Here is a 26,819-nt window from a genome sequence, read left to right as displayed (position 1 = left end):
GTGCCCACCAAGGAGCCCCCGCGCCGCCGCGTCCCCGGACCCGCCCGGCCCGCGCGCCCCCGGCCCGCGTCCGCCGGAGCCCGCCCGTCCCGCCCGGCACCCCGCCCGGCGGCCGCGAAGCGGACCCCGTCCAGGCCCCCGGCCCGGCAGCCCCGCACCATCCGCCTCGGCAGCCCCCGCCCCCGGCTGCGGCTGATCTCCTTCGGCCTGACCCTCGTCATGCTGGTCTTCGTGGTGCGGCTGCTCCAGGTCCAGGCCGTCGACGCCAGCGCGTACGCGGCCAAGGCCGACCGGTACCGCTTCCAGGAGTACACGCTCTCCGCCGAGCGCGGCGAGATCACCGACCGCAACGGCATCGCGCTCGCCGCCAGCGTCGACGCGTACGACATCACCGCCGACCCCAAGCTCTTCACGCCCGAGGAGTCCAAGCTCCCCGACGCGCCCGAACAGGCCGCCGCCCTCCTCGCCCCCCTGCTCGGCAAGGAGCCCGCGGAGCTGGCCAAGAAGCTCCGTACCCCCAAGTCCCGCTACACCCTGCTGGCCCGCAAGCAGACCCCCCAGGTCTGGAACCAGATCAGGGACCTCAAGCGGGTCTACGGGCAGAAGGCCCAGCGCTCCGACGGCGGCAACGGCGTCAACCTCCTCGGCGGGGTCCTCAGCGAGCCCAGCACCAAGCGCGTCTACCCGAACGGCGAGCTGGCCGCCGGGATACTGGGCTACGTCAACGCCGAGGGCAAGGGCGCAGGCGGCGTCGAGTCCATGCTCGACCCGGAGCTGGCCGGCCAGGACGGCAAGATCCGCTTCACCGAGTCCCGCGGCCGGCAGGTGCCCACAGCGGGCTCCCAGGGCACCCCCGCCGTCCCCGGCTCCGACATCGAGCTGACCATCGACCGGGACATCCAGTGGGCCGCCCAGCAGGCCATCACCGAGCAGGTGCAGAAGTCCAAGGCCGACCGCGGCTACGTCGTCGTGCAGAACACCCGGACCGGCGAGGTCCTCGCCATGGCCAACGCCCCCGGCTTCGACCCCAACGACCTCTCCGCCGCCAACGCCGCCGCCATGGGCAACGCCGCCCTCCAGGACGCCTACGAGCCCGGCTCCACCAGCAAGGTCATGTCCATGGCCGCCGTCCTGGAGGAGGGCAAGGCGGCCCCCGACACCCATGTCACCGTCCCCAACCGGCTCCACCGCGGCGACCGGCTCTTCAAGGACGACGTCGACCACAAGACCTGGTACCTGACCCTCAACGGCGTCCTCGCCAAGTCCAGCAACATCGGCACCATCCTCGCCACCGGCCAGCTCGGCGCCACCCAGGCCGAGTCCAACCGCGTCCTCCACAGCTATCTGCGCAAGTTCGGCATCGGCAGCCCCACCGGCCTGAACTACCCGGGCGAGACCCCCGGCATCCTGGCCAAGCCCCAGGACTGGTCCACCTCGCAGCAGTACACGATCCCCTTCGGCCAGGGCCTCTCCGTGAACGCCATGCAGGCCGCCTCCGTGTACTCGACCATCGCCAACGGAGGCGTACGCGTCGAGCCGACCCTCGTCCGCGGCACCAAGGGACCCGACGGGCGCTTCACCCCGGCGCCCAAGCCCGAGGAGTCACGCGTCGTCAGCGAGAAGACCGCCAAGACTCTCGCCCAGATGCTGGAGTCCGTCGTCGACGACCGGGAGGGCACCGGCAAGAAGGCCGCCATCCCCGGCTACCGCGTCGCCGGCAAGACCGGCACCGCCAACCGCGTCGACCCCGAACTCGGCCGCTACAAGGGCTACACCGCCTCCTTCGCCGGATTCGCCCCCGCCGACGACCCGGAGATCACCGTCTACTGCGCCATCCAGAACCCCACCAAGGGCAACTACTTCGGCGGACAGATCTGCGGCCCCATCTACAAGAAGGTCATGGAGTTCGCCCTCAAGACCCTCCACGTCGCCCCCACGGGCAGCACGCCCGCCCGACTGCCGGTCGAATTCGACCCCACCCCGTGACCCTCCGGGAGCACCAGTGACAACGATCACCCCCCATTCCGGGAACCGGAAATCGAACTCCGGCGAGGCCCCGGGCTCTTTTGGCCCCCCACAGGGTGCGCCCGGTACGCTCACCGCCGTGCCACACGCTGATCAGTACCGAACCGCCCCGCCCCGGCCGGAGCAGGCCCGCCCGACACCCCTGGGCGACCTGGCCGCACAGCTGGGGGTCGACGTCCCCGGCATCGCCCGGACCGCCGAGATCTCGGGGATCACCCACGACTCCCGGGCCGTGCGCCCCGGCGACGTCTACGCGGCCCTGCCCGGAGCCCGCCTGCACGGCGCCGACTTCGTGACCCAGGCCGCCGGACTCGGCGCCGCCGCGATCCTCACCGACCCGACGGGCGCCGAGCGTGCCGCCGCGACCGGCCTGCCGGTCCTGGCCGTCGAGGACCCGCGCGGCCGGATGGGCGAACTCGCCGCCGAGATCTACGGACGGCCCGGCGACGGCCTCCTCCAGATCGGCATCACCGGCACCTCCGGCAAGACCACCACCGCCTACCTCGTCGAGGGCGGACTGCGCGGCACCGGGCACAGCACCGGTCTCGTCGGCACCGTCGAGATGCGGATCGGCGACGAACGCATCAAGTCGGAGCGGACCACCCCCGAGGCCACCGACCTCCAGGCGCTCTTCGCCGTCATGCGCGAGCGGGGCGTCGACGCCGTCGCCATGGAGGTCTCCAGCCACGCCCTGGTCCTCGGCCGGGTCGACGGCTGCGTCTTCGACGTCGCCGTCTTCAACAACCTCAGCCCGGAGCACATGGAGTTCCACTCCGACATGGACGACTACTACCGGGCGAAGGCCGGGCTCTTCACGCCCGGGCGCAGCCGCCTGGGCGTGGTCAACCTCGACGACGCGTACGGCCGCAGGCTCGCCGGGGAGGCGACCGTCCCGGTCCTCACCTTCTCCGCCGAGGGCCGCGCCGACGCCGACTGGCGCGCCGAGGACCTCGTCCTCGGCTCCCACGACTCGACGTTCACCGCCGTCGGCCCCGGAGGCGAGCGGTTCCCCGCCACCGCCCCGCTGCCCGGCCCGTTCAACGTCGCCAACACCCTCGCCGCGATCGCCACCCTCGCCGCCGCGGGCCTCGACCCGAAGGCCGCCGCCGAGGGCGTAGCCGCGGTCCCCGGCGTCCCCGGCCGCCTGGAGCGGGTCGAGGCGGGCCAGCCGTACCTCGCCGTCGTCGACTACGCGCACAAGACGGACGCCGTCGAATCGGTGCTGCGCTCCCTGCGCGAGGTCACCGAGGGCAGGCTGCACGTGGTCATCGGCTGCGGCGGCGACCGGGACACCACCAAGCGCGGCCCGATGGGCGCCGCCGCCGCCCGGCTCGCCGACACCACCGTCCTGACCTCCGACAACCCCCGCTCCGAGGACCCGCTCAAGATCCTCAGCGCCATGCTCGCGGGCGCCGCCGAGGTACCGGCGGAGGAGCGCGGCGACGTCCTGGTCGAAGCCGACCGGGCCGCCGCCATCGCCGCCGCCGTCCGCCGCGCGCGGCCCGGCGACACCCTCCTGGTCGCCGGCAAGGGCCACGAGCAGGGCCAGGAGATCGCCGGGGTCGTACGGCCCTTCGACGACCGCGAGGTCCTGCGCGCGGTGATCCTCGAACAGAACGCCCCGGCCGCCCCGGCGGACGAAGGCGCCGAAGCCAGCCACCAGAACAGTCAGGGATGAAGCAGTGATCGCCCTCTCCCTCGCCGAGATCGCCGAAATCGTCGGCGGGCAGGCGCACGACATACCGGATCCGGCCGCCCGGATCACCGGGCCCGTCGTCATCGACTCCCGCGAGGTGCGGGCAGGCAGCCTCTTCGCGGCCTTCGCCGGTGAGCACGTCGACGGCCACGACTACGCGGAACGCGCGGTCGCCGCCGGTGCGACGGCCGTGCTCGCCGCCCGGCCCGTCGGCGTCCCCGCCCTCGTCGTCGACGACGTCCAGACCGCGCTGGGAGCCCTCGCCCGCGCGGTCGTCGAACGCCTCGGCACCGATGTCGTCGCCCTCACCGGTTCGGCCGGCAAGACCTCCACCAAGGACCTGATCGCCCAGGTCCTCGACCGCCACGCGCCCACCGTGTGGACGCCCGGTTCGCTCAACAACGAGATCGGCCTGCCGCTCACCGCGCTCCGCGCGAGCGACGAGACGCGGCACCTGGTCCTGGAGATGGGCGCCCGCGGCATCGGCCACATCCGCTACCTCACGGGGCTCACCCCGCCCCGTATCGGCCTCGTCCTCAACGTGGGCACCGCCCACATCGGCGAGTTCGGCGGCCGGGAGCAGATCGCCAAGGCCAAGGGCGAACTCGTCGAGTCGCTGCCCTCGGCCGAGGAGGGCGGTATCGCGGTCCTCAACATCGACGACCCGCTCGTCCGCGCGATGGCGAGCCGCACCAAGGCCCGCGTGACCTTCTTCGGCGAAGCGGACGAAGCGGCCGTACGGGCCGAGAACGTCCGCCTCACAGACGCCGGACAGCCTTCTTTCAGGCTTCACACACCCACCGGGTGCAGCGACGTGACCTTGCGCCTGTACGGTGAGCACCACGTGTCGAACGCGCTCGCAGCGGCCGCCGTCGCGCACGAGTTGGGCATGCCTGTCGAGGAGATCGCCACCGCGCTCTCCGAGGCCGGCACCCTGTCGCGCTGGCGCATGGAGGTCACCGAGCGTCCGGACGGCGTGACGATCGTCAACGACGCCTACAACGCGAACCCCGAGTCCATGCGAGCCGCCCTGCGCGCGCTCGCGGCCATGGGCAGGGCCGGACAGGCCCGCGGGGCCCGTACGTGGGCGGTGCTCGGGAAGATGGCCGAGCTCGGTGACGCATCGCTCGTCGAGCACGACGCGGTCGGACGGCTCGCCGTCCGGCTCAACGTCAGCAAGCTCGTCGCGGTCGGGGACAGGGAAGCGTCCTGGCTGCAACTGGGCGCATATAACGAGGGTTCGTGGGGTGAGGAGTCGGTGCACGTGTCCGACGCGCAGGCGGCTGTCGACCTGTTGCGCAGTGAGCTGCGCCCGGGGGACGTCGTCCTTGTGAAGGCTTCCAGGTCGGTCGGTCTCGAAAAGGTCGCCCTGGCTCTCCTCGACACCGAGGGCGAGGTCACCGGCCGATGAGGCAGATCCTCTTCGCGGGGGCCATAGGGCTCTTCCTGACCCTGATCGGCACCCCGCTGCTGATCAAGCTGCTCGCTCGCAAGGGATACGGGCAGTTCATCCGCGACGACGGCCCGCGCGGCCACGCCGGGAAGAAGGGCACGCCCACCATGGGCGGCATCTCCTTCATCCTGGCCACGCTCATCGCGTACGCCCTGGCCAAGGTCATCACCGGCGAGGACCCGACGTACTCGGGCGTCCTGGTGCTGTTCCTGATGGCCGGCATGGGCCTGGTCGGCTTCCTCGACGACTACATCAAGATCGTCAAGCAGCGTTCGCTCGGTCTGCGGGCCAAGGCGAAGATGGCCGGCCAGCTGATCGTCGGCATCGCCTTCGCCGTGCTCTCGCTGCAGTTCGCGGACCTCCGCGGGCTCACCCCGGCCTCCACGCGGCTCTCCTTCATCATGGACTTCGGCTGGTCCATCGGACCGGTGCTGTTCGTGGTCTGGGCGCTGTTCATGATCCTGGCCATGTCCAACGGCGTGAACCTGACGGACGGTCTGGACGGCCTGGCCACCGGCGCGTCGGTGATGGTCTTCGGCGCGTACACCTTCATCGGGCTCTGGCAGTTCCAGGAGTCGTGCGCGAACGCCATGACCCTGACCAACCCCAACGCCTGCTTCGAGGTACGCGATCCGCTCGACCTCGCGGTCGTCGCCTCCGCGCTGATGGGCTCCTGCTTCGGCTTCCTCTGGTGGAACACCTCGCCGGCCAAGATCTTCATGGGTGACACCGGCTCGCTCGCCCTCGGCGGCGCCCTCGCCGGCCTCGCCATCTGCTCCCGTACGGAGTTCCTGATGGCGCTGCTCGGCGGCCTGTTCGTGCTGATCACGATGTCCGTGGTCATCCAGGTCGGTTCGTTCAAGATGACCGGCAAGCGCGTCTTCCGGATGGCGCCACTCCAGCACCACTTCGAACTCAAGGGGTGGTCCGAGGTCCTGGTCGTCGTCCGGTTCTGGATCATCCAGGGCATGTGCGTGATCGTGGGCCTGGGCCTCTTCTACGCGGGATGGGCAGCAGAGAAGTGACAGAACAGCTCGACTGGAACGGCAAGAAGGTCACCGTCGCGGGGCTCGGGGTGTCCGGCATCCCGGCCGCCCGCGCCCTGCACGGGCTCGGCGCCCTCGTGACCGTCGTCAACGACGGCGACGACGAGCGCTCCCGGGCCCAGGCGGCGGAGCTGGAGGCGGAGGGCATCACCGTCCGCCTCGGCGACGGGGCGACCCTGCCGTCCGGCACCGAGCTGATCGTCACCACCCCCGGCTGGCGCCCCGACAAGCCGCTCTTCACGGCCGCCGCCGAGGCGGGCGTGGAGATCTGGGGCGACGTCGAGCTGGCCTGGCGCCTGAGGGGCCCGGACGCGGCCCCCTGGCTCGCGGTCACCGGCACCAACGGCAAGACCACGACCGTCCGGATGCTCGCCTCGATCCTGGAGGCCGCCGGGCTGCGCACCGCAGCCGTCGGCAACATCGGGGTCTCCCTCCTCGACGCCGTCCTCGGCGAGGCCGAGTACGACGTGCTCGCCGTGGAACTCTCCAGCTACCAGCTGCACTGGGCGCCCTCGGTCCGGGTCCACTCGGCCGCCGTGCTCAACCTGGCGCCCGACCACCTCGACTGGCACGGCTCCATGGAGGCGTACGCCGCCGACAAGGGCCGCGTCTACGAGGGCAACCGGGTCGCCTGCGTCTACAACGTCGCGGACAAGGTGACCGAGGACCTGGTGCGCGAGGCCGACGTCGAGGAGGGCTGCCGTGCCATCGGCTTCACCCTCGGCACCCCCGGCCCCTCCCAGCTCGGCGTCGTCGAGGGCATCCTCGTCGACCGCGCCTTCGTCGAGAACCGGCAGAAGAACGCCCAGGAGCTGGCCGAGGTCACGGACGTCCAGCCGCCGGCCCCGCACAACATCGCCAACGCGCTCGCCGCCGCCGCCCTCGCCCGCGCCTTCGGCGTCGACGCCAAGGCCGTACGCGACGGGCTGAAGGCCTTCCGGCCCGACCCGCACCGCATCGAACTGGTCGAGGAGACCGGGGGAGTCGCGTACGTCGACGACTCCAAGGCCACCAACACCCACGCCGCCGAAGCCTCGTTGGCCGCCTACGACCCGATCGTCTGGATCGCCGGCGGCCTCGCCAAGGGCGCCACCTTCGACGAACTCGTCCAGAAGTCGGCGAAGCGCCTGCGCGGGGCCGTCCTGATCGGCGCCGACCGCGCGCTGATCCGCGAAGCCCTCGCGCGACACGCCCCGGAAGTCCCGGTGGTGGACCTCGACCGGACCGACACTGGGGCGATGTCCGAGGCGGTCCGCGAGGCGGCCCGGCTCGCCCGCCCGGGGGACACGGTCCTCCTCGCCCCGGCCTGCGCCTCGATGGACATGTTCACCAACTACAACAAGCGGGGCGAGGCCTTCGCGGACGCGGTCCGCGCCCTCGCCGCCACCGGGGACGCCTGACCCGACCAGCGGGAGGGTCCGGCCGGACCGGGCACGACCAGAGGGGGCAGCGACCAATGCCGAGCAAGATCGCCGGGACACGCCGGCCTTCCGCCGTACGCGGCGGAGGGCGGGCCCCCGCGACCCCGCGGCGGGTACGCGGCGGAGGCGTACGACGCCTCTACGAGCGCGGCCGGAAGGCCTGGGACCGTCCCCTCACGGCGTATTACGTGATCATCGGCGCGGGCATGCTCATCACCACGCTCGGCCTCGTGATGGTCTACTCCGCCTCGATGATCACGGCGCTCACCTACGACCTGGTGCCCTCCTACTTCTTCCGGAAGCAGTTCTTCGCCGCCCTGCTCGGCACCGGACTCCTCCTGGTCGCCTCCCGGATGCCGGTCAAGCTGCACCGGGCGCTCGCCTACCCGATCCTGGTCGGCGCCGTCTTCCTGATGGTGCTCGTGCAGATCCCCGGGATAGGGCACGCGGTCAACGGCAACCAGAACTGGATCTCCCTCGGCGGCCCCTTCCAGCTCCAGCCCAGCGAGTTCGGCAAGCTGGCGCTGATCCTGTGGGGGGCCGACCTGCTCGCCCGCAAGCACGACATGCGGCTGCTGACCCAGTGGAAGCACATGCTGGTGCCGCTGGTCCCCGGCGCCTTCATGCTGCTCGGACTGATCATGCTCGGCGGCGACATGGGCACCTCGATCATCCTCGCCGCCATCCTCTTCGGCCTCCTGTGGACCGCGGGAGCGCCCACCCGGCTCTTCGTCGGGGTGCTCACGGTGGCCGGCGCGATCGGCTTCCTGCTGATCAGGACGAGCGCGAACCGGATGAAGCGCTTCGACTGCATCGGCGCGACCGATCCCGGCGGCGAGGGGGCCCCCTGCCTCCAGGCCGCGCACGGAATCTATGCTCTGGCCTCGGGTGGATGGTTCGGTTCCGGACTCGGTGCGAGTGTCGAGAAATGGGGCCAACTGCCCGAAGCGCACACCGACTTCATCTTCGCGGTCACCGGTGAGGAACTGGGTCTCGCGGGGACGCTGTCGGTACTCGCCCTGTTCGCGGCTCTAGGCTATGCGGGTATCCGCGTGGCCGGAGGCACGGAGGACCCCTTCGTGAGGTTCGCCGCGGGAGGTGTGACCACGTGGATCACGGCCCAGGCCGTGATCAACATCGGTGCGGTGCTCGGTCTGCTGCCGATCGCCGGGGTCCCGCTCCCGCTGTTCTCCTACGGAGGGTCGGCCCTGCTGCCGACCATGTTCGCCGTCGGGCTCCTCATCGCCTTCGCGCGACAGGAACCCGCCGCGAAAGCGGCGCTGGCCATGCGCCGCCCCGGCTGGGGCAAGCGGGCCGGGACGAGATGGAAGTCGATGCGACGGCGCGTCAAGAAGCGCCCGTCCGGAGAGCGGTGAATTTCGGTGCATGTCGTACTCGCCGGCGGGGGGACCGCCGGCCACATCGAGCCCGCGCTGGCCCTCGCGGACGCCCTGCGCAGGCAGGACCCCAGCGTGGGGATCACGGCGCTCGGCACGGAGAAGGGTCTGGAGACCCGGCTCGTGCCCGAGCGGGGCTACGAGCTGGCCCTCATCCCCGCCGTACCGCTGCCCCGCAAGCCCACCCCCGAGCTGATCACCGTCCCCGGGCGGCTGCGCGGCACGATCAAGGCCGCAGAGCAGGTCCTGGAGCGCACCAAGGCCGACTGCGTGGTGGGCTTCGGCGGTTATGTGGCGCTGCCCGGCTATCTCGCGGCCAAGCGCCTCGGGGTGCCGATCGTGGTCCACGAGGCCAACGCCCGGCCGGGCCTGGCCAACAAGATCGGTTCGCGGTACGCGGCCGGGGTCGCCGTCGCCACCCCGGACAGCAAGCTCCGCAACTCCCGCTACATCGGCATCCCGCTGCGGCACACCATCGCGACCCTCGACCGGGCGCGGGTGCGGCCCGAGGCGCGCGCCGCCTTCGGCCTCGACCCCAACCTGCCGACGCTGCTGGTCTCCGGCGGCTCGCAGGGCGCCCGGCGGCTCAACGAGGTCGTCCAGCAGATCGCCCCGGTGCTTCAGCGCTCCGGCATCCAGATCCTGCACGCGGTCGGCCCGAAGAACGAAATGCCGCGCGTCGACAACATGCCCGGAATGCCGCCCTACGTGCCGGTACCGTACGTGGACCGGATGGATCTCGCGTACGCCGCGGCCGACATGATGCTCTGCCGCGCGGGCGCGATGACCGTCGCCGAGCTCTCCGCCGTCGGGCTGCCCGCCGCCTACGTCCCGCTGCCCATCGGCAACGGCGAACAGCGGCTCAACGCCCAGCCGGTGGTCAAGGCCGGCGGCGGACTCCTCGTCGACGACGCGGAGCTGACGCCGCAGTGGGTGCAGGGCAACGTCCTGCCCGTACTGGCCGATCCGCACCGGTTGTACGAGATGTCCCGCGCCGCCGCCGAGTTCGGCCGCAGGGACGCCGACGACCTGCTCGTCGGCATGGTGTACGAGGCGATCGCCGCCCGCCGACAGGCGTAGCGCGGCGGCTGAGGGCAGGAGGCGCCACGTGGCAGCCGGACCGACGACCGCCGAGAAGAGCGGCACGAGCAGGTCGAAGGGGTCGTCGGACGGTCCGTCGCGCACGGGCACCCGGAATCGCAGGTTCCGGGTGCCCGGCACCCGAACGCTCCTCATCGCCTTCGGCGTTCTCGTACTCGCGGCCGGCGGGATCTGGGCGCTCTACGGTTCGTCCTGGTTCCGTGTGGAAAATGTGAAGACTTACGGCGCGGAGGTGCTGACCCCGGCCGAGGTCGAGGCGGTCGCCGCCGTGCCCGTGGGCGCCCCGCTCGTCACCGTCGACACCGAGGCCATCGAGGCCCGGCTCCGGGAGGGGTTCCCGCGCGTCGAGTCGGTGGACGTGGTGCGGTCGTGGCCGCACGGAATCGGGCTGAAAGTGACGGAACGACAGCCCGTGCTCGTCATTGAAAAGGGCGGAAAGTTCACCGAAGTGGACGTGACGGGCATGCGGTTCGCCACCGTCGCCGCCGCGCCCAAGGGTGTGCCCCGGCTCGTCCTCGACACCGCCGCCTCGCCGAGCCTGCGCCGCTTCGGCGCGGACCGGCTGCTCCGGGAGGCGGTGCGCGTCAGGGGTGAACTCCCGGCGGAAATCGCCCGGGACACTCGTGTCGTGCGCGTCACCTCGTACGACTCCGTCACTCTGGAGCTGAGCAGGGAGCGCACCGTCTACTGGGGCAGCGGCGAACACGGTCCGGTCAAGGCCCGGGTTCTCACCGCTCTCCTGAAGGCCACTCCCAAAGCGGGACACTTCGACGTAAGTGCCCCCACGGCGCCTGCCTCGTCCGGGAGTTGACGGACATCGGCGCCGGTCAGCACCCTGGTTGGCCAGCGCTACGGGTGATCACATAGGGTGAAAAGAAAAACGGGAGGTTCGGCGTGTTCGTTGAACGTGCGCCACTTGTCGACTTAGTGTCCTGTTCGGAAGAGTCCAGCGAACAGAGACACTGGTAACCCTAAACTTCAACGTTAGGGTTTGGGTCGGCGTTTCGGACCGTCCCAATCGGCATCCGTCGGAGCGGTGCGACCAACCGCGCAGCGACGACAAGTAACTCGAGGCGAGAGGCCTTCGACGTGGCAGCACCGCAGAACTACCTCGCAGTCATCAAGGTCATCGGTGTCGGCGGCGGTGGTGTCAATGCCATCAACCGAATGATCGAGGTCGGTCTCAAGGGCGTCGAGTTCATCGCGATCAACACCGACGCGCAAGCGCTGTTGATGAGCGACGCCGACGTCAAGCTCGACGTCGGCCGTGAACTCACCCGCGGCCTCGGGGCCGGGGCCAACCCGGCCGTCGGTCGCAAGGCGGCAGAGGACCACCGTGAGGAGATCGAGGAGGTCCTCAAGGGGGCCGACATGGTCTTCGTCACCGCAGGCGAAGGCGGCGGCACCGGCACCGGCGGCGCACCCGTCGTCGCCAACATCGCGCGCTCGCTCGGCGCCCTGACGATCGGTGTGGTCACCCGGCCGTTCACCTTCGAAGGACGTCGTCGCGCCAACCAGGCGGAGGACGGCATCGCCGAACTCCGCGAAGAGGTCGACACCCTCATCGTCATCCCCAACGACCGGCTGCTGTCGATCTCGGACCGTCAGGTCTCCGTGCTCGACGCCTTCAAGTCGGCCGACCAGGTGCTGCTGAGCGGCGTCCAGGGCATCACCGACCTCATCACCACCCCGGGTCTGATCAACCTCGACTTCGCCGACGTCAAGTCGGTCATGTCCGAGGCCGGTTCGGCCCTCATGGGCATCGGCTCCGCCCGCGGCGACGACCGCGCCGTGGCCGCCGCGGAGATGGCGATCTCCTCGCCGCTCCTGGAGGCGTCCATCGACGGCGCCCGCGGTGTGCTGCTCTCCATCTCCGGCGGCAGCGACCTCGGTCTCTTCGAGATCAACGAGGCCGCGCAGCTCGTCAGCGAGGCGGCCCACCCCGAGGCCAACATCATCTTCGGCGCCGTCATCGACGACGCCCTCGGCGACGAGGTCCGGGTCACCGTCATCGCGGCGGGCTTCGACGGCGGCCAGCCGCCGGCCCGCCGGGACAACATCATCGGCTCGGTCTCCGCCAAGCGCGAGGAGCCTGCCCCGGCGCCCCGCCACGTCGAGACCTCCCGCCCGCTGGGCGGCCTCGGCACCGTCGCCCCGCGCGACGAGCCGGTCAAGGTCCCGGTCGAGCCGTCCCCGGCCGTCAACGAGACCCCGCTGTCGCCCGCGCCCCCGGTCGTCCCGCCGGCCCGTCCGTACGCGGACTCCCAGGCCGAGGAGCTGGACGTCCCGGACTTCCTGAAGTGATAGGACAGCGCTTCGACGCGAACGGCGCGCACTTCGCCTTCACCGACCGGTGGGGCGGGGTGAGCGCCGTTCCGTACGAGGAGCTCAACCTCGGCGGCGCGGTGGGCGACGCCCCCGAGGCCGTCCGCGCCAACCGGTCGCTCGCCGCCGGAGCCCTCGGGCTCGATCAGGCGCGGGTGGTCTGGATGAACCAGGTGCACGGCGCGGACGTCGTGGAGGTCGAAGGCCCCTGGGAGGGTACGGAGATCCCCGCGGTGGACGCGCTCGTCACCACCCGGCGCGGCCTCGGCCTCGCCGTCCTCACCGCGGACTGCGTCCCGGTCCTCCTCGCGGACCCCGTCGCCGGGGTCGCCGCCGCCGCCCACGCAGGGCGGCCCGGGATGGTGGCGGGAGTCGTTCCCGCCGCCGTCGAGGCCATGATCGGGCTCGGCGCCGACCCCGCCCGTATCGTCGCCCGCACCGGCCCCGCCGTCTGCGGGCGCTGCTACGAGGTGCCGGAGGCGATGCGGGCCGAGGTCGCGGAGACCGAGCCCGCCGCCCGGGCCGAGACGAGTTGGGGCACCCCCGCCGTCGATGTCGTCGCCGGAGTGCACGCCCAGCTCGAACGGCTCGGCGTCACCGACCGGCAGGCCAGTACGGTCTGCACCCGGGAATCCGGCGACCACTTCTCGTACCGCCGCGATCGCACCACGGGGCGACTCGCGGGATATGTCTGGTTGGACGCCGTGTCCACCCCGGGGGCACTCCCCGGAACCCCGGCAGGAAAGAACAGATGACGGACCGCACGTCGGAACTCGCCGAGAACCTGGCCCTGGTGGAGGCGCGCATCGCCGCGGCCTGCACCGCCGCCGGGCGCCCGCGGGAAGAGGTGACGCTCGTCGTGGTCACCAAGACCTACCCCGCGAGCGACGTCAGAATCCTCCACGGGCTCGGCGTTCGGCATGTCGCCGAGAACCGGGACCAGGACGCCGCCCCCAAGGCCGCGGCCTGTGCCGACCTCGATCTGACCTGGCACTTCGTCGGCCAGTTGCAGACCAACAAGGTCAGATCCGTGGTGGGTTATGCCGGTGTGGTGCAGTCCGTCGACCGTTTGAAGCTCGTTTCCTCGCTCTCCGCCGCCGCGGAGAAGGAGGGCCGCGAGCTCGGCTGTCTCCTCCAGGTCGCGCTCGACGCCGAGTCCGGTGAGCGGGGCGCCCGCGGCGGTGTCGCGCCGGACGGGATCGAGGAGTTGGCGGCGGCGGTGGACGCCGCCCCCGGGCTGCGGCTCGGCGGTCTGATGACCGTCGCCCCGCTGGCCGGCCCGTACGCCGGACGGCAACGGGCGGCCTTCGACCGGCTGATGGATTTGTCGACTGCCCTGCGCGCGAACCGCCCGGCTGCCACCATGGTGTCGGCAGGGATGAGTGCGGACCTCGAAGAGGCCGTGGCGGCCGGGGCGACACACGTACGCGTCGGTACGGCGGTACTCGGTGTCCGCCCGAAGCTCGGGTAACGTCGCGAAGCAAGTCGGACCACAGCAGAAAATATGGTCATTCCGCAGAACGGCGGGACGACCCGTGGATCGCGGGCACTCGGTGACGCTGCAAGGCCACTAGGGCGATCCACCACAGAGCGGAGGAATCGGAGAATGGCCGGCGCGATGCGCAAGATGGCGGTCTACCTCGGCCTCGTGGAGGACGATGGGTACGACGGCCGGGGCTTCGACCCCGACGACGACTTCGAACCCGAGCTGGAGCCGGAGCCCGAGCGCGACCGGCGCCACACCCCTCCGCGGCAGATGGAGCGCGAGGAGCCGGTACGAGTGGTGCAGCCCCCTGCCCCCCGGGAGCCGATCGCCCATTCCGTCCCGGTACTCGCCGAAAGCGGACGTCCGGCCCGAATTGCCCCCGTGGCATCCATCACACCCGAACGCCCGAGCCTGGAGAAGAACGCACCGGTGATCATGCCCAAGGTCGTGTCCGAGCGGGAGCCCTACCGCATCACCACGCTGCACCCGCGGACCTACAACGAGGCCCGTACCATCGGGGAACACTTCCGTGAGGGCACTCCGGTGATCATGAATCTCACGGAGATGGACGACACGGACGCGAAGCGACTTGTCGACTTTGCCGCCGGACTCGTCTTCGGGCTCCATGGCAGCATTGAGCGCGTGACGCAGAAGGTGTTCCTGTTGTCGCCTGCTAACGTCGATGTCACGGCGGAGGACAAGGCCCGGATCGCAGAGGGCGGATTCTTCAACCAGAGCTGAGAACACGAGAACCGGACGGACCGGTCGCGAGGCGGCCGGGCAAGTGAGAGCACGAAGGCCAGGGGAGAGGGAAACGCGGGATGGGCGTCGCACTACAGGTGGTCTACATCGTGCTGATGTGCTTCCTCGTCCTCCTGATCGTCCGGCTTGTCATGGACTACGTCTTCCAGTTCGCCCGTTCATGGCAACCCGGTAAGGCGATGGTGGTCGTCCTTGAGGCCACTTACACTGTCACCGATCCACCGCTCAAGCTTCTGCGGCGACTCATCCCGCCGCTGCGTCTCGGGGGCGTGGCACTCGACCTGTCCTTCTTCGTTCTGATGATCATCGTCTACATCCTGATCTCCATCGTGAGCAGCTTCGCGAGGTGAATGTGGACGATACGGTCTTGCCGACTGCCGACGACTACGTAGAGGTGAAGAAGAGATGCCGCTGACCCCCGAGGACGTGCGGAACAAGCAGTTCACGACCGTCCGCCTTCGAGAAGGTTATGACGAGGACGAGGTCGATGCCTTCCTCGACGAGGTCGAGGCCGAGCTGACCCGCCTGCTCCGCGAGAACGAGGACCTGCGCGCCAAGCTGGCCGCCGCGACGCGTGCCGCCGCGCAGAACCAGCAGCAGCAGCAACAGCAGGGCATGCGCAAGCCCCCGGAGCAGCAGGACCGTCCCGTCGGACCCGGCGCCCCCGTGCCCGCCGCCATATCCGGACCGCCGGTCCAGCAGCAGCCGCCGCAGATGGGCCCGCCGCAGCTGCCGTCCGGTGCCCCCGCGCTTCCCCCCGGTCCGATGCAGGGCGGTCCGATGCAGGGCGGCCCCATGCAGGGCGGCCCCATGGGTCCCGGTCCGATGCAGGGCGGCCCCATGCAGGGCGGCCCCATGGGTCCCGGTCCGATGCAGGGCGGCCCCATGGGGCACCCGCAGCAGCAGCAGCAGATGCAGCCGCAGATGCAGCAGCAGCAGCCGCAGCAGGGCCCCGGTGGCGACAGCGCCGCCCGTGTCCTCTCGCTGGCCCAGCAGACCGCCGACCAGGCGATCGCCGAGGCCCGCTCCGAGGCCAACAAGATCGTCGGCGAGGCGCGCTCCCGCGCCGAGGGCCTGGAGCGGGACGCCCGCGCCAAGGCGGACGCTCTTGAGCGGGACGCGCAGGAGAAGCACCGCGTCGCCATGGGCTCCCTGGAGTCCGCGCGCGCCACGCTGGAGCGCAAGGTCGAGGACCTGCGCGGCTTCGAGCGCGAGTACCGTACGCGCCTGAAGTCGTACCTCGAGTCGCAGCTGCGTCAGCTGGAGACCCAGGCCGACGACTCGCTGGCGCCGCCGCGCACCCCGGCGGCGGCCTCCCTGCCGCCGGCCCCGTCGATGGCCTCGGCGGGCGCGGGCGCGCCGTCCTACGGCAACAACGGCTCGATGGGCGGTGGGCCGTCCATGGGCGGCGCACCCTCCTACGGCGGTCAGCAGCAGATGTCTCCGGCGATGACCCAGCCGATGGCTCCGGTCCGTCCGCAGGCACCGCAGCCGATGCAGCAGGCGCCCGCGCCGATGCGCGGCTTCCTCATCGACGAGGACGACAACTGACGGCGCGTGGTCGCGCGATGAGCGCGTAGCCGTCGGCAGGCTGCAAGGGCCGGGCCCCGGGAGACCGGGGCCCGGCCCTTTGCCGTACCCGGGCGCGGGGACCGGGCTGGGTGGGGTGCGGGGAAGCCTGCGGCGGGCCTTCCCCCACCCCGCCCCTTCCCGAAACCGGGGCTCCGCCCCGGGCCCCCGTGGTGCGGCGGCTTCGCGCCGCAGCGTGGCCCGCCCCGCCGCCCCCGTCAGGGTTTCGGGAAGGGGTGGCGGTGGGGGAACAGAAAGGCCCGGCCCCAACAGGGGCCGGGCCTTGTGCTGTTGGTCAGGCCTTGCGGAGGCGGAACGTCAGGTTCAGGGACTCGTCCGTGAACGGCGTGCCGTACGTCGTGTCCGCCTCGCCCTCGGCGTGGTCCGTGGCCAGGACCTCGTCCGCGATCAGAGCCGCGTGGGCCGTCAGGGCCTCCGTCGTCTCCGGGGACGTGGAGGACCAGCGCAGCGCGATCCGGTCCGCCACGTCCAGGCCGCTGTTCTTGCGGGCCTCCTGGATGAGCCGGATCGCGTCACGGGCCAGGCCCGCCTTCCGCAGCTCCGGAGTGATCTCCAGGTCCAGCGCGACCGTCGCACCCGCGTCGGAGGCCACCGACCAGCCCTCACGGGGGGTTTCCGTGATGATGATCTCCTCGGGGGTGACGGTGATCGTCTCGCCGTTCACCTCGAGGGCCGCCTCGCCGGAGCGCAGCGCCAGCGACAGCGCCGCCGCGTCCGCCACCGCCACCGCCTTCGCCACGTCCTGCACGCCCTTGCCGAAACGCTTGCCCAGCGCGCGGAAGTTCGCCTTCGCCGTGGTGTCGACGAGCGAGCCGCCGACCTCCGAGAGGGACGCGAGGGAGCTGACGTTCAGCTCCTCCGTGATCTGGGCCCGGAGCTCCGGCGACAGGGCCGCGAAGCCCGCCGCCGCGACCAGCGCCCGCGAGAGCGGCTGACGGGTCTTCACACCCGACTCCGCCCGCGTCGCCCGGCCCAGCTCCACCAGGCGGCGGACCAGGAGCATCTGCTCGGAGAGGGTGCCGTCGATCAGGGTGGCGTCCGCCTCCGGCCAGGTGGCCAGGTGCACCGACTCCGGGGCGTCCGGCGTCACCGGCACCACCAGGTCCTGCCAGACCCGCTCCGTGATGAAGGGGGTCAGCGGCGCCATCAGGCGGGTGACCGTCTCGATCACGTCGTGGAGGGTGCGGAGCGCGGCCGCGTCGCCCTGCCAGAAGCGGCGGCGCGAGCGGCGCACGTACCAGTTGGAGAGGTCGTCGACGAAGGCCGAGATCAGCTTGCCGGCGCGCTGGGTGTCGTACGAGTCCATCGCCTCGGTCGTCTCGACGACCAGCGCGTTCAGCTCGGACAGCAGCCACTGGTCGAGCACCGTGCGGTCGGCCGGCGCCGGGTCCGCGGCCGAGGGCGCCCAGCCGGACGTACGGGCGTACAGCGCCTGGAAGGCCACCGTGTTCCAGTACGTCAGGAGCGTCTTGCGGACGACCTCCTGGATCGTGCCGTGGCCCACCCGGCGCGCCGCCCACGGCGAGCCGCCGGCCGCCATGAACCAGCGGACCGCGTCGGCGCCGTGCTGGTCCATCAGCGGGACCGGCGCGAGGGTGTTCCCCAGGTGCTTGGACATCTTGCGGCCGTCCTCGGCGAGGATGTGGCCCAGGCAGACCACGTTCTCGTAGGAGGACTTGTCGAAGACGAGGGTGCCGATGGCCATCAGCGTGTAGAACCAGCCGCGCGTCTGGTCGATGGCCTCGGAGATGAACTGCGCCGGGTACCGCGACTCGAACAGTTCCTTGTTCTCGTGCGGGTAGCCGTACTGCGCGAACGGCATCGAACCCGAGTCGTACCAGGCGTCGATGACCTCGGGCACGCGCGTCGCGGTCTTCCCGCAGCCCTCGGCCGGGCACCCGAACGTCACCGCGTCGATGAACGGACGGTGCGGGTCCAGGTCCGACTGGTCCGTGCCGGTCAGCTCGGTCAGCTCCGCGCGCGAGCCCACGCACGTCAGGTGGTCGTCCTCGCAGCGCCAGATCGGCAGCGGGGTGCCCCAGTAGCGGTTGCGGGAGAGCGCCCAGTCGACGTTGTTCGTCAGCCAGTCACCGAAGCGGCCGTGCTTGACCGAGTCCGGGAACCAGTTCGTCTTCTCGTTCTCTTCGAGCATGCGGTCCTTGACCGCGGTCGTACGGATGTACCAGGACGGCTGCGCGTAGTACAGCAGCGCCGTGTGGCAGCGCCAGCAGTGCGGGTAGCTGTGCTCGTACGCGATGTGCCGGAAGAGCAGCCCACGCGCGTCCAGGTCCGCGGTGAGCGCCTCGTCGGCCTTCTTGAAGAAGACGCCGCCGACCAGCGGCACGTCCTCCTCGAAGGTGCCGTCGGGGCGGACCGGGTTCACGACCGGCAGGCCGTACGCCTTGCAGACCTTGAGGTCGTCCTCACCGAAGGCGGGGGACTGGTGGACCAGACCCGTGCCGTCCTCGGTCGTCACGTACTCGGCGTTGACCACGTAGTGGGCCTCGTCCGGGAACTCGATCAGCTCGAAGGGGCGCTGATAGGTCCAGCGCTCCATCTCCGCGCCGGTGAAGGACTCGCCCGTGGTGACCCAGCCCTCGCCGAGCGCCTTCTCGAGCAGCGGCTGGGCGACGACGACGCGCTCGTCGCCGTCGGTGGCGACCACGTAGGTGACCTCGGGGTGGGCGGCGACGGCCGTGTTGGACACCAGGGTCCACGGGGTCGTCGTCCAGACCAGGAGCGCCGCCTTGCCGGCCAGCGGGCCGGAGGTCAGCGGGAAGCGGACGTACACCGAGGGGTCGACGACCGTCTCGTAGCCCTGGGCCAGCTCGTGGTCGGAGAGGCCGGTGCCGCAGCGCGGGCACCAGGGGGCGACGCGGTGGTCCTGGACGAGCAGGTCCTTGTCGAAGATCTGCTTCAGCGACCACCAGACCGACTCGATGTACGAGGGGTCCATCGTCCGGTACGCGTCGTCCAGGTCGACCCAGTAGCCCATGCGGGTCGTCAGCTCGGTGAACGCGTCGGTGTGCCGGGTCACCGACTCACGGCACTTGTCGTTGAACTCGGCGATGCCGTACGCCTCGATGTCCTTCTTGCCGGAGAAGCCCAGCTCCTTCTCGACGGCGAGCTCGACCGGCAGGCCGTGGCAGTCCCAGCCGGCCTTGCGGGCCACGTGGTAGCCGCGCATGGTCCGGAAGCGGGGGAAGACGTCCTTGAAGACGCGGGCCTCGATGTGGTGCGCGCCCGGCATGCCGTTGGCGGTGGGCGGGCCCTCGTAGAACACCCACTCGGGGCGTCCCTCGGACTGCTCGAGGCTCTTGGCGAAGATCTTGTTCTCCTGCCAGAGATCGAGCACGGCGTGCTCCATCGCGGGCAGGTCGACCTGGGCGGGCACCTGGCGGTACTGCGGCGGTGTCATCGAGTTCCTCCGGCGGACTGTCGTCGTTCCGTCGGAGGGACGAGAGCGCTGCTCCCGCGGTACCACCCTCCTTGGCCCGGGGCGCATCCGCCCTGAGCCCCCTCATTGGGGTCGCGACGCCGGGTCTAGTCACCGCGCTGTCCTGCGGCTTTCTTCCGACGGCTCCGGGGTGATGCTTCACATCGGGCTCGCCCCCGGGCTCTCACCGTCCCCGGGTCGCTCATGGCTGCGTACGACGCTACTCGTCCCCATCCAAGCCTTTCGCTCAGCCCAGTGTACGGGCCCGGGGGCGGGGCGGCCGACCGGTTTTCCCGTGACCCGAATGGCCATACGGGGCGGGCCGGACTTGGGGTGCGGCCATGTGGGGGAGGGCGGGGACGGATTACCCGGCGGGGAGCTGGGAACAACGGAGGCAGGCCTGCCCCGAGGGGTGCGGGGGGCGGGTGGGAACGGCGGCGAGCCCCGTTGCCGCGGGCCTTGGGCCGATTTATCGTCCCAGCACGATTCGCGAGCAAGATCACAAAATGTGAAGGGGCCGCGACATGGTGGCGAAGAAGACCGCCGCGAGGAAGACGACCGCCGCGAAGGAGACCGCCGGCAAGGAGCCGGCCGCGAAGAAGACCGCGGCGAAGAAGGCCGTCGCCAGGAAGACCGCCGCGAAGAAGGCGGTCGCCGGGGAACCGGTCGTCGACGGGGCGGTCACCGAGGGGACGGCTGCCCCCGGGGCCGCCGGCGCCGGGGCGCCCGCCGGGAAGACCGTGGCCAGGAAGGCGGCCGCCAGGAAGGCGCCCGCCAAGAAGCAGACAGGAGCCAGGACGGTGGCAGCGAAGAAGACCGCGGGTGGCGTCACGACCGCCGGGGACGGGGCCGCCGTGCCCACGGCCCGTACCGGCGAGCTCGCGGTGCGGCCCGGCGAGGACCCGTGGACCCCCGCGGAGGTCACCGAGGCCCGCAACGAGCTCCAGTCCGAGGTGCTGCGGCTGCGCAGCGAGCTGGCGCACTCCCAGGAGGAGCTGACCGGCCTCATGCGGGACTCGGGCGACGGCGCCGGCGACGACCAGGCCGACACCGGCACCAAGAACATCACCCGGGAACACGAGCTGGCCCTCGCCGCCAACGCCCGGGAGATGCTGGAGCAGTCCGAGCATGCCCTCGAACGGCTCGACGCGGGCACCTACGGCCTCTGCGAGGTGTGCGGGAAGCCGATCGGCAAGGCGCGGATGCAGGCCTTCCCCCGGGCCACGCTCTGCGTCGAGGACAAGCAGCGCCAGGAGCGGCGCGGCTGACGGTCTCGGCTGCCGGTCCCGTACGCCTGTGCCGTACCCTCGGTGCACGGTCAGGCATCGAGGTCGAGGGACTCACTCACGTGGCAGAGGCGGAGCGCATCATCGGTACGCCGGATTCAGCAGGGGCCGACGAGCCGGCCGCCTCCGACGAGACGGTGGCCGCCGAGGGAACGGGCGCGCCGGACGCGAAGGCGACGCCCGGCGGGCCGACCGCGTCCGAGGCGACGGCCACGTCCGAGGGGACGCCCGCCTCCGGCGAGCCGGCCTCTGCCGACGGGACGGCCGCCTCCGAGGAGAGGCCGAAGGGCCGGCGCCGGATCGTCGCGCTCTTCGTCGTGGCCGTCCTTGCCTACCTGCTCGACCTGGGCAGCAAGATGCTGGTCGTCGCCAAGCTGGAGGGCCGCGAGCCGATCCGGGTCGTCGGCGACCTGCTGCGCTTCGACGCCATCCGGAACCCCGGTGCCGCGTTCGGCATGGGCGAGGCCTTCACGATCATCTTCACCTGCATCGCCACCGCCGTGATCGTCGTGATCATCCGGCTGGCCAGGAAGCTCTACAGCCTGCCCTGGGCCATCGCCCTCGGCCTGCTGCTCGGCGGCGCGCTCGGCAACCTCACGGACCGGATCTTCCGCTCGCCGGGCGTCTTCGAGGGCGCGGTGGTCGACTTCATCGCCCCCGCGCACTTCGCCGTCTTCAACCTCGCCGACTCGGCGATCGTGTGCGGCGGCATCCTCATCGTGATCCTGTCGTTCCGGGGTCTGGACCCCGACGGCACGATCCACAAGGACTGATCGCGAACCGTGCGGAAGACAGAGAGTCTTCCGCACAAGGCATACTCGACGGGTGAGTACGAGTCCCGAGATCCGCACGCTGCCCGTTCCCGATGGCCTGGAGGGCGAGCGCGTCGACGCCGCCATCGCCCGTATGTTCGGGTTCTCCCGTACGAAGGCGGCCGAACTGGCCGCCGCAGGGAAGGTCCAGGTCGACGGCTCCGTCGTCGGCAAGTCCGAGCGGGTCAGCGGCGGCGCGTGGCTCGAGGTCGAGATGCCGGGCGCCGCGGCGCCCGTCCAGATCGTCGCCGAGCCCGTCGAGGGCATGGAGATCGTCCATGACGACGACGACATCGTCGTGATCATGAAGCCGGTCGGCGTCGCCGCGCACCCCAGCCCCGGCTGGACCGGCACCACGGTCATCGGCGGCCTCGCCGCCGCCGGGTACCGCATCTCCACCTCCGGCGCCGCCGAGCGCCAGGGCATCGTGCACCGCCTCGACGTCGGCACCTCCGGTCTGATGGTGGTCGCCAAGTCCGAGTACGCGTACACCTCGCTCAAGCGCCAGTTCAAGGAGCGCGTGGTCGACAAGCGCTACCACGCGCTGGTCCAGGGCCACCCGGACCCGATGAGCGGCACCATCGACGCCCCCATCGGCCGGCACCCGAACCACGACTACAAGTGGGCGGTCACCGCCGACGGCAAGGCCTCCGTCACGCACTACGACCTCATCGAGGCGTACCGCTCGGCCTCGCTGCTCGACATCAAGCTGGAGACGGGCCGCACCCACCAGATCCGGGTGCACATGTCCGCCCACCGCCATCCCTGCGTCGGCGACCTCACCTACGGCGCCGACCCGACGCTCGCCAAGCGCCTCGGCCTGACCCGGCAGTGGCTGCACGCGGTCCGGCTCGGCTTCGAGCACCCCGGTGACGGCTCCTGGGTCGAGTTCGCCAGCACCTACCCCGAGGACCTGCAGAAGGCCCTGGACCGGATCGCGTCGGAGAGCCGGTGAGCAGCGCGTACGGCGTCCGCGAGGCCGCCGGCGCCGAGGACCGGGAGGCGTGCTTCGCGGTGCGCCACGAGGTCTTCGTCGAGGAGCAGGGCGTGCCGCGGGAGCTGGAGTACGACCCGTACGACGAGACCGCGGTGCATGTCCTCGCGGTCCGCGAGGACGGGCTGCCGCTGGGCACCGGCCGGCTCCTGTTCGGGGCGGACGCGGTCGGGAAGACCGGCGCCGACGCCTCCGTCGGCTCGCTCGGGCGGCTCGCCGTCTCCAAGGCCGCCCGTGGTCTCGGTGTCGGCGCGGCGCTGGTGCGGGGCATCGAGGACGTGGCGCGCGAGCGTGGTCTGACCGCCGTCGACCTGCACGCGCAGACCCACGCGCTGGGCTTCTACGAGCGGCTGGGCTACGAGGCGTACGGCCCCGAGTTCCCGGACGCCGGCATGCCGCACCGGGCGATGCGAAGGGCTCTCTAGCCGGAGGCCCGGCCGGGCGCCGTCGCCGTCCTCCGGTACCGATCGGGGGGCAGTCGCGGTGAAAACGGACATACGTGGCAGGGTGTGGCCGTGGATCAATTGGCCCTGTTGTTCTTGCTGCTCCTCGGCGCCCTGCTCACCGTGCCCCTCGGTGACCGGCTGGGACTGCCCGCGCCCGTCCTGATGACCCTCGTCGGGATCGTGCTGGCCTTCCTGCCCTTCGTACCGAACGTCGAGGTCCCGCCGGAGTTCATCCTCCCGCTGGTACTGCCCCCGCTGCTCTACGCCTCCGTGCAACGCACCTCGTGGCGGCAGTTCGCGGCCAACAGGCGGCCCATCTTCCTGCTGGCGGTCGCCCTCGTCTTCGTCACCACGGCCGCCGTCGGCGCGGTCGCGCACGCGATGGTGCCCGGTCTCCCGCTGGCCGCCGCCGTCGCGCTGGGCGCCCTGGTCGCGCCGCCGGACCCGGTGGCGGCGACCGCCGTGGCCGGCTCGCTCGGGCTGCCCCGCCGGCTGGTGTCGATCCTGGAGGGCGAGGGCCTCTTCAACGACGTCACCGCGATCGTGCTCTACCACGTGGCGATCGCCGCCGTCGTCAGCGGCTCCTTCTCCTGGCCGGAGGCGCTCGGTGAGTTCGTGCTCTCCGCCGTGGTCGCCGTGATCGTCGGCCTGACGCTCGGCTGGCTCTCCAACAAGCTCATCGGACTCCTGGGCGACGTCACCCTCCAGACCGGCCTGACGCTGCTCGTGCCCTTCGTGAGCTACGTCCTCGCCGAGGAACTGCACGGCTCCGGAGTCCTCGCGGTCCTGGTCACCGCCCTCTTCCTGGCCGAGCACGCGGCCGACGCCGACGACGTCATGGGCCGGCTCGCCGGACAGACCTTCTGGCAGATCGTCGACACCCTCGTCACCGGGATCGCCTTCGGGCTCATCGGCCTGGAACTGATCCATGTCTTCGGGGTGGCCGAGGGACGGGGCTGGGTGATGCTCGGCTGGGGCGCCGCGGTGGTCGGGGTGGTCGTCGGCGTCCGGCTGCTGTGGCTGCTGCCCGCCACCTGGCTGGCGAAGCGGCTGCACACGCTCCGGGACATCGACGAGGAGATCCCGACCAGCTGGCGGGAGACCATCGTCATGTGGTGGGCGGGGATGCGCGGGGTGGCCTCGGTGGCGCTGGCGCTCGCCGTGCCGCTCACCACCGACGACGGCAAGCCCTTCCCCGGCCGCGACGAGATCGTCTTCATCGCCTTCTGCGTGATCATCACCACCCTGGTCTTCCAGGGGCTCACCCTGCCCTGGCTGGTCCGGCGGCTCGGGGTGCGGGCCGACGCGGACGCCGAGCGGGTCTTCGAACGGGATCTCGCGATCCGCGCCGCCAAGGCCGCGAGGCGCAGGCTCAAGGAGATCGAGGAGGTGGAGGAGCTGCCGGAGGAGGTCCAGGAGCGGCTTCTGCGCGGGGCGTACGACATCGGGGCCAGGATCAGCCCCGACATGGTCGACGAGGAGCGGAAGGCCGCGTTCGTGGAGCGGTCGAAGCGGTTCAAGTCGGTGCAGCGGATCCAGCGGGAGCTGATGTCGGCCGCCCGGCACGAGGTGCTGGCGGCGCGCAACGAGCCGGGCGCCGACCCGGAGGTGGTCGACCGGGTGCTGCGACAGCTGGACGTGCGCAGCATGCGGTGAGGTCCTGGCGGGCCGGAGGCGGGTGGCAGGATGGGACGCATGGACATCATGCTCTTCCACTCGGCCTACGGGCTGACCCCTTCCGTAGAGGCGGCCGCCGAGCGCCTCAGGGCCGCCGGGCACCAGGTCTGGACGCCGGACCTCTACGACGGGCGGACGGTCGGGACCGTCGAGGAGGGCGTGGCGCTCCGGGACGAGATCGGCAAGGACGAGCTGCTGAAGCGGGCGGTCCTGGCCGCCGCGCCCTACTCGGAGCGGGGCATGGTCTACATGGGCCTCTCCCTCGGGGCCTCGATCGCGCAGACCCTGGCGCTGGGGGACGAGAAGGCGCGCGGGCTGCTGCTGTTCCACGGCACCTCGGACCTCGCGGAGTCCGCGTCGGTGGACGAGCTGCCGGTGCAGCTGCACGTGGCCGAGCCGGACCCCTTCGAGACGGACGACTGGCTGTCCTCCTGGTACCTCCAGATGCGCAAGGCCGGGGCGGACGTGGAGATCTACCGCTACCGGGGCGCCGGGCACGTGTACACGGACCCGGAGCTGCCCGACTGGGACGAGGAGGCGGCGGAGCGGACCTGGTCGGTGGCGCTGTCCTTCCTCGACAGTCTGTAGGACGCGCGAAAAGGCCGTGGCCCCCGGGGGGACTCCCCCCGGGGGCCACGGCCGTGTTCAGGTGGTTCAGGCGCGGTACGCGGTCCAGAAGTCGTTCATCCGGGTCACCTGGCCCGAGGTGAACTGGTACATGCAGGAGTCGTACGTGTAGTCCATGAAGTTGTGGATCGGGTCCACGCCGGCCTTGTTGGTGCAGGAGTCACGGCCGGTCGGGCACTCGTACGCGGGGCTCTTCTCGGCCGGGGTGTCGGCGACCGAGTCGCCGCTGCCGCTGCAGCCGCCCTGGAAGGTGTGGTAGAGGCCCATCCAGTGGCCGACCTCGTGGGTGGCGGTGTCGCCCTCGTTGTAGTTGGCCGCGGAGCCGCCCGGGAGGGAGGCGTCGAGGATGACGACGCCGTCCATGGACGGGCTGGAGGCGTACGAGGACGGGAAGGTCGCCCAGCCGAGGAGGCCGCCGCCGAGGTTGGCGGTGTAGACGTTCAGCGCGCCCGCGCCGCCCTTGCGGAGGGTCTGCTTCATCTGCTTCTCGGCGGTGGAGCCGGAGCCGAGGTTGTACCAGGTGGCGTTGTCCGTGTAGTCCGTACCGGCCAGCGAGAACTGGAAGTTGGTGTTCACGTTGCCGGTGCCCTGGCCGCCGTAGGCGGCGTTGAGGACCGCCATCTGGTTGTTGATCGCCGTGGCGGAGAGCTTGCCCGTGGTCCCGGAGTGGACGACGTGGAAGTAGACCGGGATGGTCGCCCCGGCGGCCACCCCGGCGGTGCCGGTGGAACGGGCCGCGGAGAGCTTCTTCTTGAAGTCCTCGTCCATGGACTTGGCCTTGGCGGCCGAGAGCTCGTTCGGCTCGGCGGCGTGGCTGTCGGCGCCGCGCGCCTTGCGGGCGCCGGAGAGGGCGCCGGCGTCGTCCGCGCACTTCTCGGCGGAGGCGCCCGCAAGGGCGGTGCCGCCGATGGCCGCGGGGGCGGAGAGGGGAGCCAGGGCCAGGGTTCCGGCCATGACGGCGGTGCCGAGCATACGACGTGACATACGGGGGGATATACGGACAAGAGCACGCACGGTGACTCCTCGCGGGGGGTGGTGGGGAGGAACTTCCTCCGCCACGCCGGGGAGATTACGCGTCCATGTCAGATCCTGTTGAGGAGTGATCAGGCCCAATCATTCATGGGGCATTTCGGGGCATCGGGAAGAAAAACTGGTGTCGTTCCCGGAGTTTGAGACGCCGACGTAACAGTCGGGGCGACGGAGGCGGGTGGTGTGTCCGGATTCGATCTCCGGAACCCG

The 26,819-nt window shown here is 71.2% G+C and carries 22 protein-coding genes; 20 read left to right on the top strand and 2 right to left on the bottom strand.

Annotated elements, in window-relative coordinates:
* From V4Y03_RS08200 to V4Y03_RS08135, 14 genes are all read left to right on the top strand, one after another.
* The gene (locus V4Y03_RS08200) at nucleotides 1-1,986 is read left to right on the top strand and encodes a peptidoglycan D,D-transpeptidase FtsI family protein (protein ID WP_332434485.1); all 1,986 of its coding nucleotides are present in this window, start codon (nucleotides 1-3) and stop codon (nucleotides 1,984-1,986) included.
* Between the two features lie 16 nt (nucleotides 1,987-2,002).
* The gene (locus V4Y03_RS08195; RefSeq protein WP_443079758.1) at nucleotides 2,003-3,703 is read left to right on the top strand and encodes a UDP-N-acetylmuramoyl-L-alanyl-D-glutamate--2,6-diaminopimelate ligase; all 1,701 of its coding nucleotides are present in this window, start codon (nucleotides 2,003-2,005) and stop codon (nucleotides 3,701-3,703) included.
* A gap of 4 nt (nucleotides 3,704-3,707) precedes the next feature.
* Entirely contained in the window at nucleotides 3,708-5,132 is a 1,425-nt protein-coding gene (locus V4Y03_RS08190; protein ID WP_317874291.1) for a UDP-N-acetylmuramoyl-tripeptide--D-alanyl-D-alanine ligase, read from the top strand.
* The gene (gene mraY / locus V4Y03_RS08185; RefSeq protein WP_317874290.1) at nucleotides 5,129-6,199 is read left to right on the top strand and encodes a phospho-N-acetylmuramoyl-pentapeptide-transferase; all 1,071 of its coding nucleotides are present in this window, start codon (nucleotides 5,129-5,131) and stop codon (nucleotides 6,197-6,199) included. Before V4Y03_RS08190 ends, mraY begins: the two co-directional genes overlap by 4 nt.
* A complete protein-coding gene (murD, locus tag V4Y03_RS08180) occupies nucleotides 6,181-7,620 on the top strand; it encodes a UDP-N-acetylmuramoyl-L-alanine--D-glutamate ligase (protein ID WP_332434483.1) in 1,440 nt (479 codons plus the stop codon). Before mraY ends, murD begins: the two co-directional genes overlap by 19 nt.
* A gap of 56 nt (nucleotides 7,621-7,676) precedes the next feature.
* Nucleotides 7,677-9,017 (top strand): putative lipid II flippase FtsW, encoded by a 1,341-nt coding sequence (gene ftsW, locus V4Y03_RS08175; RefSeq protein WP_332434482.1) that lies wholly within the window; start codon nucleotides 7,677-7,679, stop codon nucleotides 9,015-9,017.
* A gap of 6 nt (nucleotides 9,018-9,023) precedes the next feature.
* Complete coding sequence (murG, locus tag V4Y03_RS08170; RefSeq protein ID WP_317874287.1) at nucleotides 9,024-10,118, top strand: undecaprenyldiphospho-muramoylpentapeptide beta-N-acetylglucosaminyltransferase; 1,095 nt, start codon at nucleotides 9,024-9,026, stop codon at nucleotides 10,116-10,118.
* Nucleotides 10,119-10,146: 28 nt separating this feature from the next.
* Entirely contained in the window at nucleotides 10,147-10,950 is an 804-nt protein-coding gene (locus V4Y03_RS08165; RefSeq protein ID WP_332434481.1) for a cell division protein FtsQ/DivIB, read from the top strand.
* 206 nt (nucleotides 10,951-11,156) lie between these two features.
* Nucleotides 11,157-12,443 carry a cell division protein FtsZ gene (gene ftsZ, locus V4Y03_RS08160; protein WP_332437131.1) on the top strand — a complete coding sequence of 429 codons (1,287 nt, stop codon included), beginning with the start codon at nucleotides 11,157-11,159 and terminating at the stop codon, nucleotides 12,441-12,443.
* A complete protein-coding gene (gene pgeF, locus V4Y03_RS08155) occupies nucleotides 12,440-13,219 on the top strand; it encodes a peptidoglycan editing factor PgeF (RefSeq protein WP_332434480.1) in 780 nt (259 codons plus the stop codon). The genes ftsZ and pgeF overlap by 4 nt, the downstream gene beginning before the upstream one ends.
* Nucleotides 13,216-13,935 carry a YggS family pyridoxal phosphate-dependent enzyme gene (locus V4Y03_RS08150; protein ID WP_317874284.1) on the top strand — a complete coding sequence of 240 codons (720 nt, stop codon included), beginning with the start codon at nucleotides 13,216-13,218 and terminating at the stop codon, nucleotides 13,933-13,935. The genes pgeF and V4Y03_RS08150 overlap by 4 nt, the downstream gene beginning before the upstream one ends.
* A gap of 135 nt (nucleotides 13,936-14,070) precedes the next feature.
* On the top strand, nucleotides 14,071-14,691 hold the full coding sequence (locus V4Y03_RS08145; RefSeq protein WP_317874283.1) for a cell division protein SepF: 621 nt from the start codon (nucleotides 14,071-14,073) through the stop codon (nucleotides 14,689-14,691).
* Between the two features lie 80 nt (nucleotides 14,692-14,771).
* Nucleotides 14,772-15,062, top strand: coding sequence for a YggT family protein (locus tag V4Y03_RS08140; protein WP_017238790.1), 291 nt, complete (start codon nucleotides 14,772-14,774; stop codon nucleotides 15,060-15,062).
* Between the two features lie 55 nt (nucleotides 15,063-15,117).
* Entirely contained in the window at nucleotides 15,118-16,263 is a 1,146-nt protein-coding gene (locus tag V4Y03_RS08135; RefSeq protein ID WP_332434479.1) for a DivIVA domain-containing protein, read from the top strand.
* Nucleotides 16,264-16,576: 313 nt separating this feature from the next.
* Here V4Y03_RS08135 and ileS read toward each other — a convergent pair whose 3' ends face one another.
* Nucleotides 16,577-19,720, bottom strand: a complete 3,144-nt coding sequence (gene ileS, locus V4Y03_RS08130) for an isoleucine--tRNA ligase (protein WP_332434478.1) — start codon at nucleotides 19,718-19,720, stop codon at nucleotides 16,577-16,579.
* Nucleotides 19,721-20,262: 542 nt separating this feature from the next.
* On the opposite strand from ileS, the gene V4Y03_RS08125 reads away from it, so the two are divergent.
* The 6 genes from V4Y03_RS08125 to V4Y03_RS08100 all read left to right on the top strand — a co-directional run bounded on the left by V4Y03_RS08125 (nucleotide 20,263) and on the right by V4Y03_RS08100 (nucleotide 25,541).
* Nucleotides 20,263-21,006, top strand: coding sequence for a TraR/DksA family transcriptional regulator (locus V4Y03_RS08125; protein WP_332434477.1), 744 nt, complete (start codon nucleotides 20,263-20,265; stop codon nucleotides 21,004-21,006).
* A gap of 80 nt (nucleotides 21,007-21,086) precedes the next feature.
* A complete protein-coding gene (lspA, locus tag V4Y03_RS08120) occupies nucleotides 21,087-21,797 on the top strand; it encodes a signal peptidase II (RefSeq protein WP_332434476.1) in 711 nt (236 codons plus the stop codon).
* 52 nt (nucleotides 21,798-21,849) lie between these two features.
* Nucleotides 21,850-22,791 (top strand): RluA family pseudouridine synthase, encoded by a 942-nt coding sequence (locus V4Y03_RS08115; protein WP_317874278.1) that lies wholly within the window; start codon nucleotides 21,850-21,852, stop codon nucleotides 22,789-22,791.
* Nucleotides 22,788-23,255, top strand: a complete 468-nt coding sequence (locus V4Y03_RS08110) for a GNAT family N-acetyltransferase (protein ID WP_332434475.1) — start codon at nucleotides 22,788-22,790, stop codon at nucleotides 23,253-23,255. The genes V4Y03_RS08115 and V4Y03_RS08110 overlap by 4 nt, the downstream gene beginning before the upstream one ends.
* A 90-nt stretch (nucleotides 23,256-23,345) precedes the next feature.
* The gene (locus tag V4Y03_RS08105; RefSeq protein WP_332434474.1) at nucleotides 23,346-24,932 is read left to right on the top strand and encodes a Na+/H+ antiporter; all 1,587 of its coding nucleotides are present in this window, start codon (nucleotides 23,346-23,348) and stop codon (nucleotides 24,930-24,932) included.
* Between the two features lie 39 nt (nucleotides 24,933-24,971).
* Nucleotides 24,972-25,541 (top strand): dienelactone hydrolase family protein, encoded by a 570-nt coding sequence (locus V4Y03_RS08100; RefSeq protein WP_317878312.1) that lies wholly within the window; start codon nucleotides 24,972-24,974, stop codon nucleotides 25,539-25,541.
* Between the two features lie 66 nt (nucleotides 25,542-25,607).
* Here the strand turns inward: V4Y03_RS08100 and V4Y03_RS08095 are convergent, their stop codons facing one another.
* The gene (locus V4Y03_RS08095; RefSeq protein WP_317878313.1) at nucleotides 25,608-26,564 is read right to left on the bottom strand and encodes a zinc metalloprotease; all 957 of its coding nucleotides are present in this window, start codon (nucleotides 26,562-26,564) and stop codon (nucleotides 25,608-25,610) included.
* Between the last annotated feature and the right edge of the window lie 255 nt (nucleotides 26,565-26,819).

It is taken from the genome of Streptomyces sp. P9-A4, assembly GCF_036634195.1.
Taxonomy (GTDB): Bacteria; Actinomycetota; Actinomycetes; order Streptomycetales; family Streptomycetaceae; genus Streptomyces.
The sequence above is the reverse complement of the archived record's forward strand: the minus strand, read 5'-3'. Positions and strand labels throughout refer to the sequence as shown.

What these genes read in the sequence shown, in the direction of transcription:
- ileS (WP_332434478.1), bottom strand. Translation starts at nt 19,720, where the DNA reads ATGACACCGCCGCAGTACCGCCAGGTGCCCGCCCAGGTCGACCTGCCC.
- murD (WP_332434483.1), top strand. Translation starts at nt 6,181, where the DNA reads ATGGGCAGCAGAGAAGTGACAGAACAGCTCGACTGGAACGGCAAGAAG.
- ftsW (WP_332434482.1), top strand. Translation starts at nt 7,677, where the DNA reads ATGCCGAGCAAGATCGCCGGGACACGCCGGCCTTCCGCCGTACGCGGC.
- V4Y03_RS08145 (WP_317874283.1), top strand. Translation starts at nt 14,071, where the DNA reads ATGGCCGGCGCGATGCGCAAGATGGCGGTCTACCTCGGCCTCGTGGAG.
- V4Y03_RS08095 (WP_317878313.1), bottom strand. Translation starts at nt 26,564, where the DNA reads ATGTCACGTCGTATGCTCGGCACCGCCGTCATGGCCGGAACCCTGGCC.
- V4Y03_RS08140 (WP_017238790.1), top strand. Translation starts at nt 14,772, where the DNA reads ATGGGCGTCGCACTACAGGTGGTCTACATCGTGCTGATGTGCTTCCTC.
- mraY (WP_317874290.1), top strand. Translation starts at nt 5,129, where the DNA reads ATGAGGCAGATCCTCTTCGCGGGGGCCATAGGGCTCTTCCTGACCCTG.
- V4Y03_RS08150 (WP_317874284.1), top strand. Translation starts at nt 13,216, where the DNA reads ATGACGGACCGCACGTCGGAACTCGCCGAGAACCTGGCCCTGGTGGAG.
- V4Y03_RS08100 (WP_317878312.1), top strand. Translation starts at nt 24,972, where the DNA reads ATGGACATCATGCTCTTCCACTCGGCCTACGGGCTGACCCCTTCCGTA.
- V4Y03_RS08125 (WP_332434477.1), top strand. Translation starts at nt 20,263, where the DNA reads ATGGTGGCGAAGAAGACCGCCGCGAGGAAGACGACCGCCGCGAAGGAG.
- V4Y03_RS08135 (WP_332434479.1), top strand. Translation starts at nt 15,118, where the DNA reads ATGCCGCTGACCCCCGAGGACGTGCGGAACAAGCAGTTCACGACCGTC.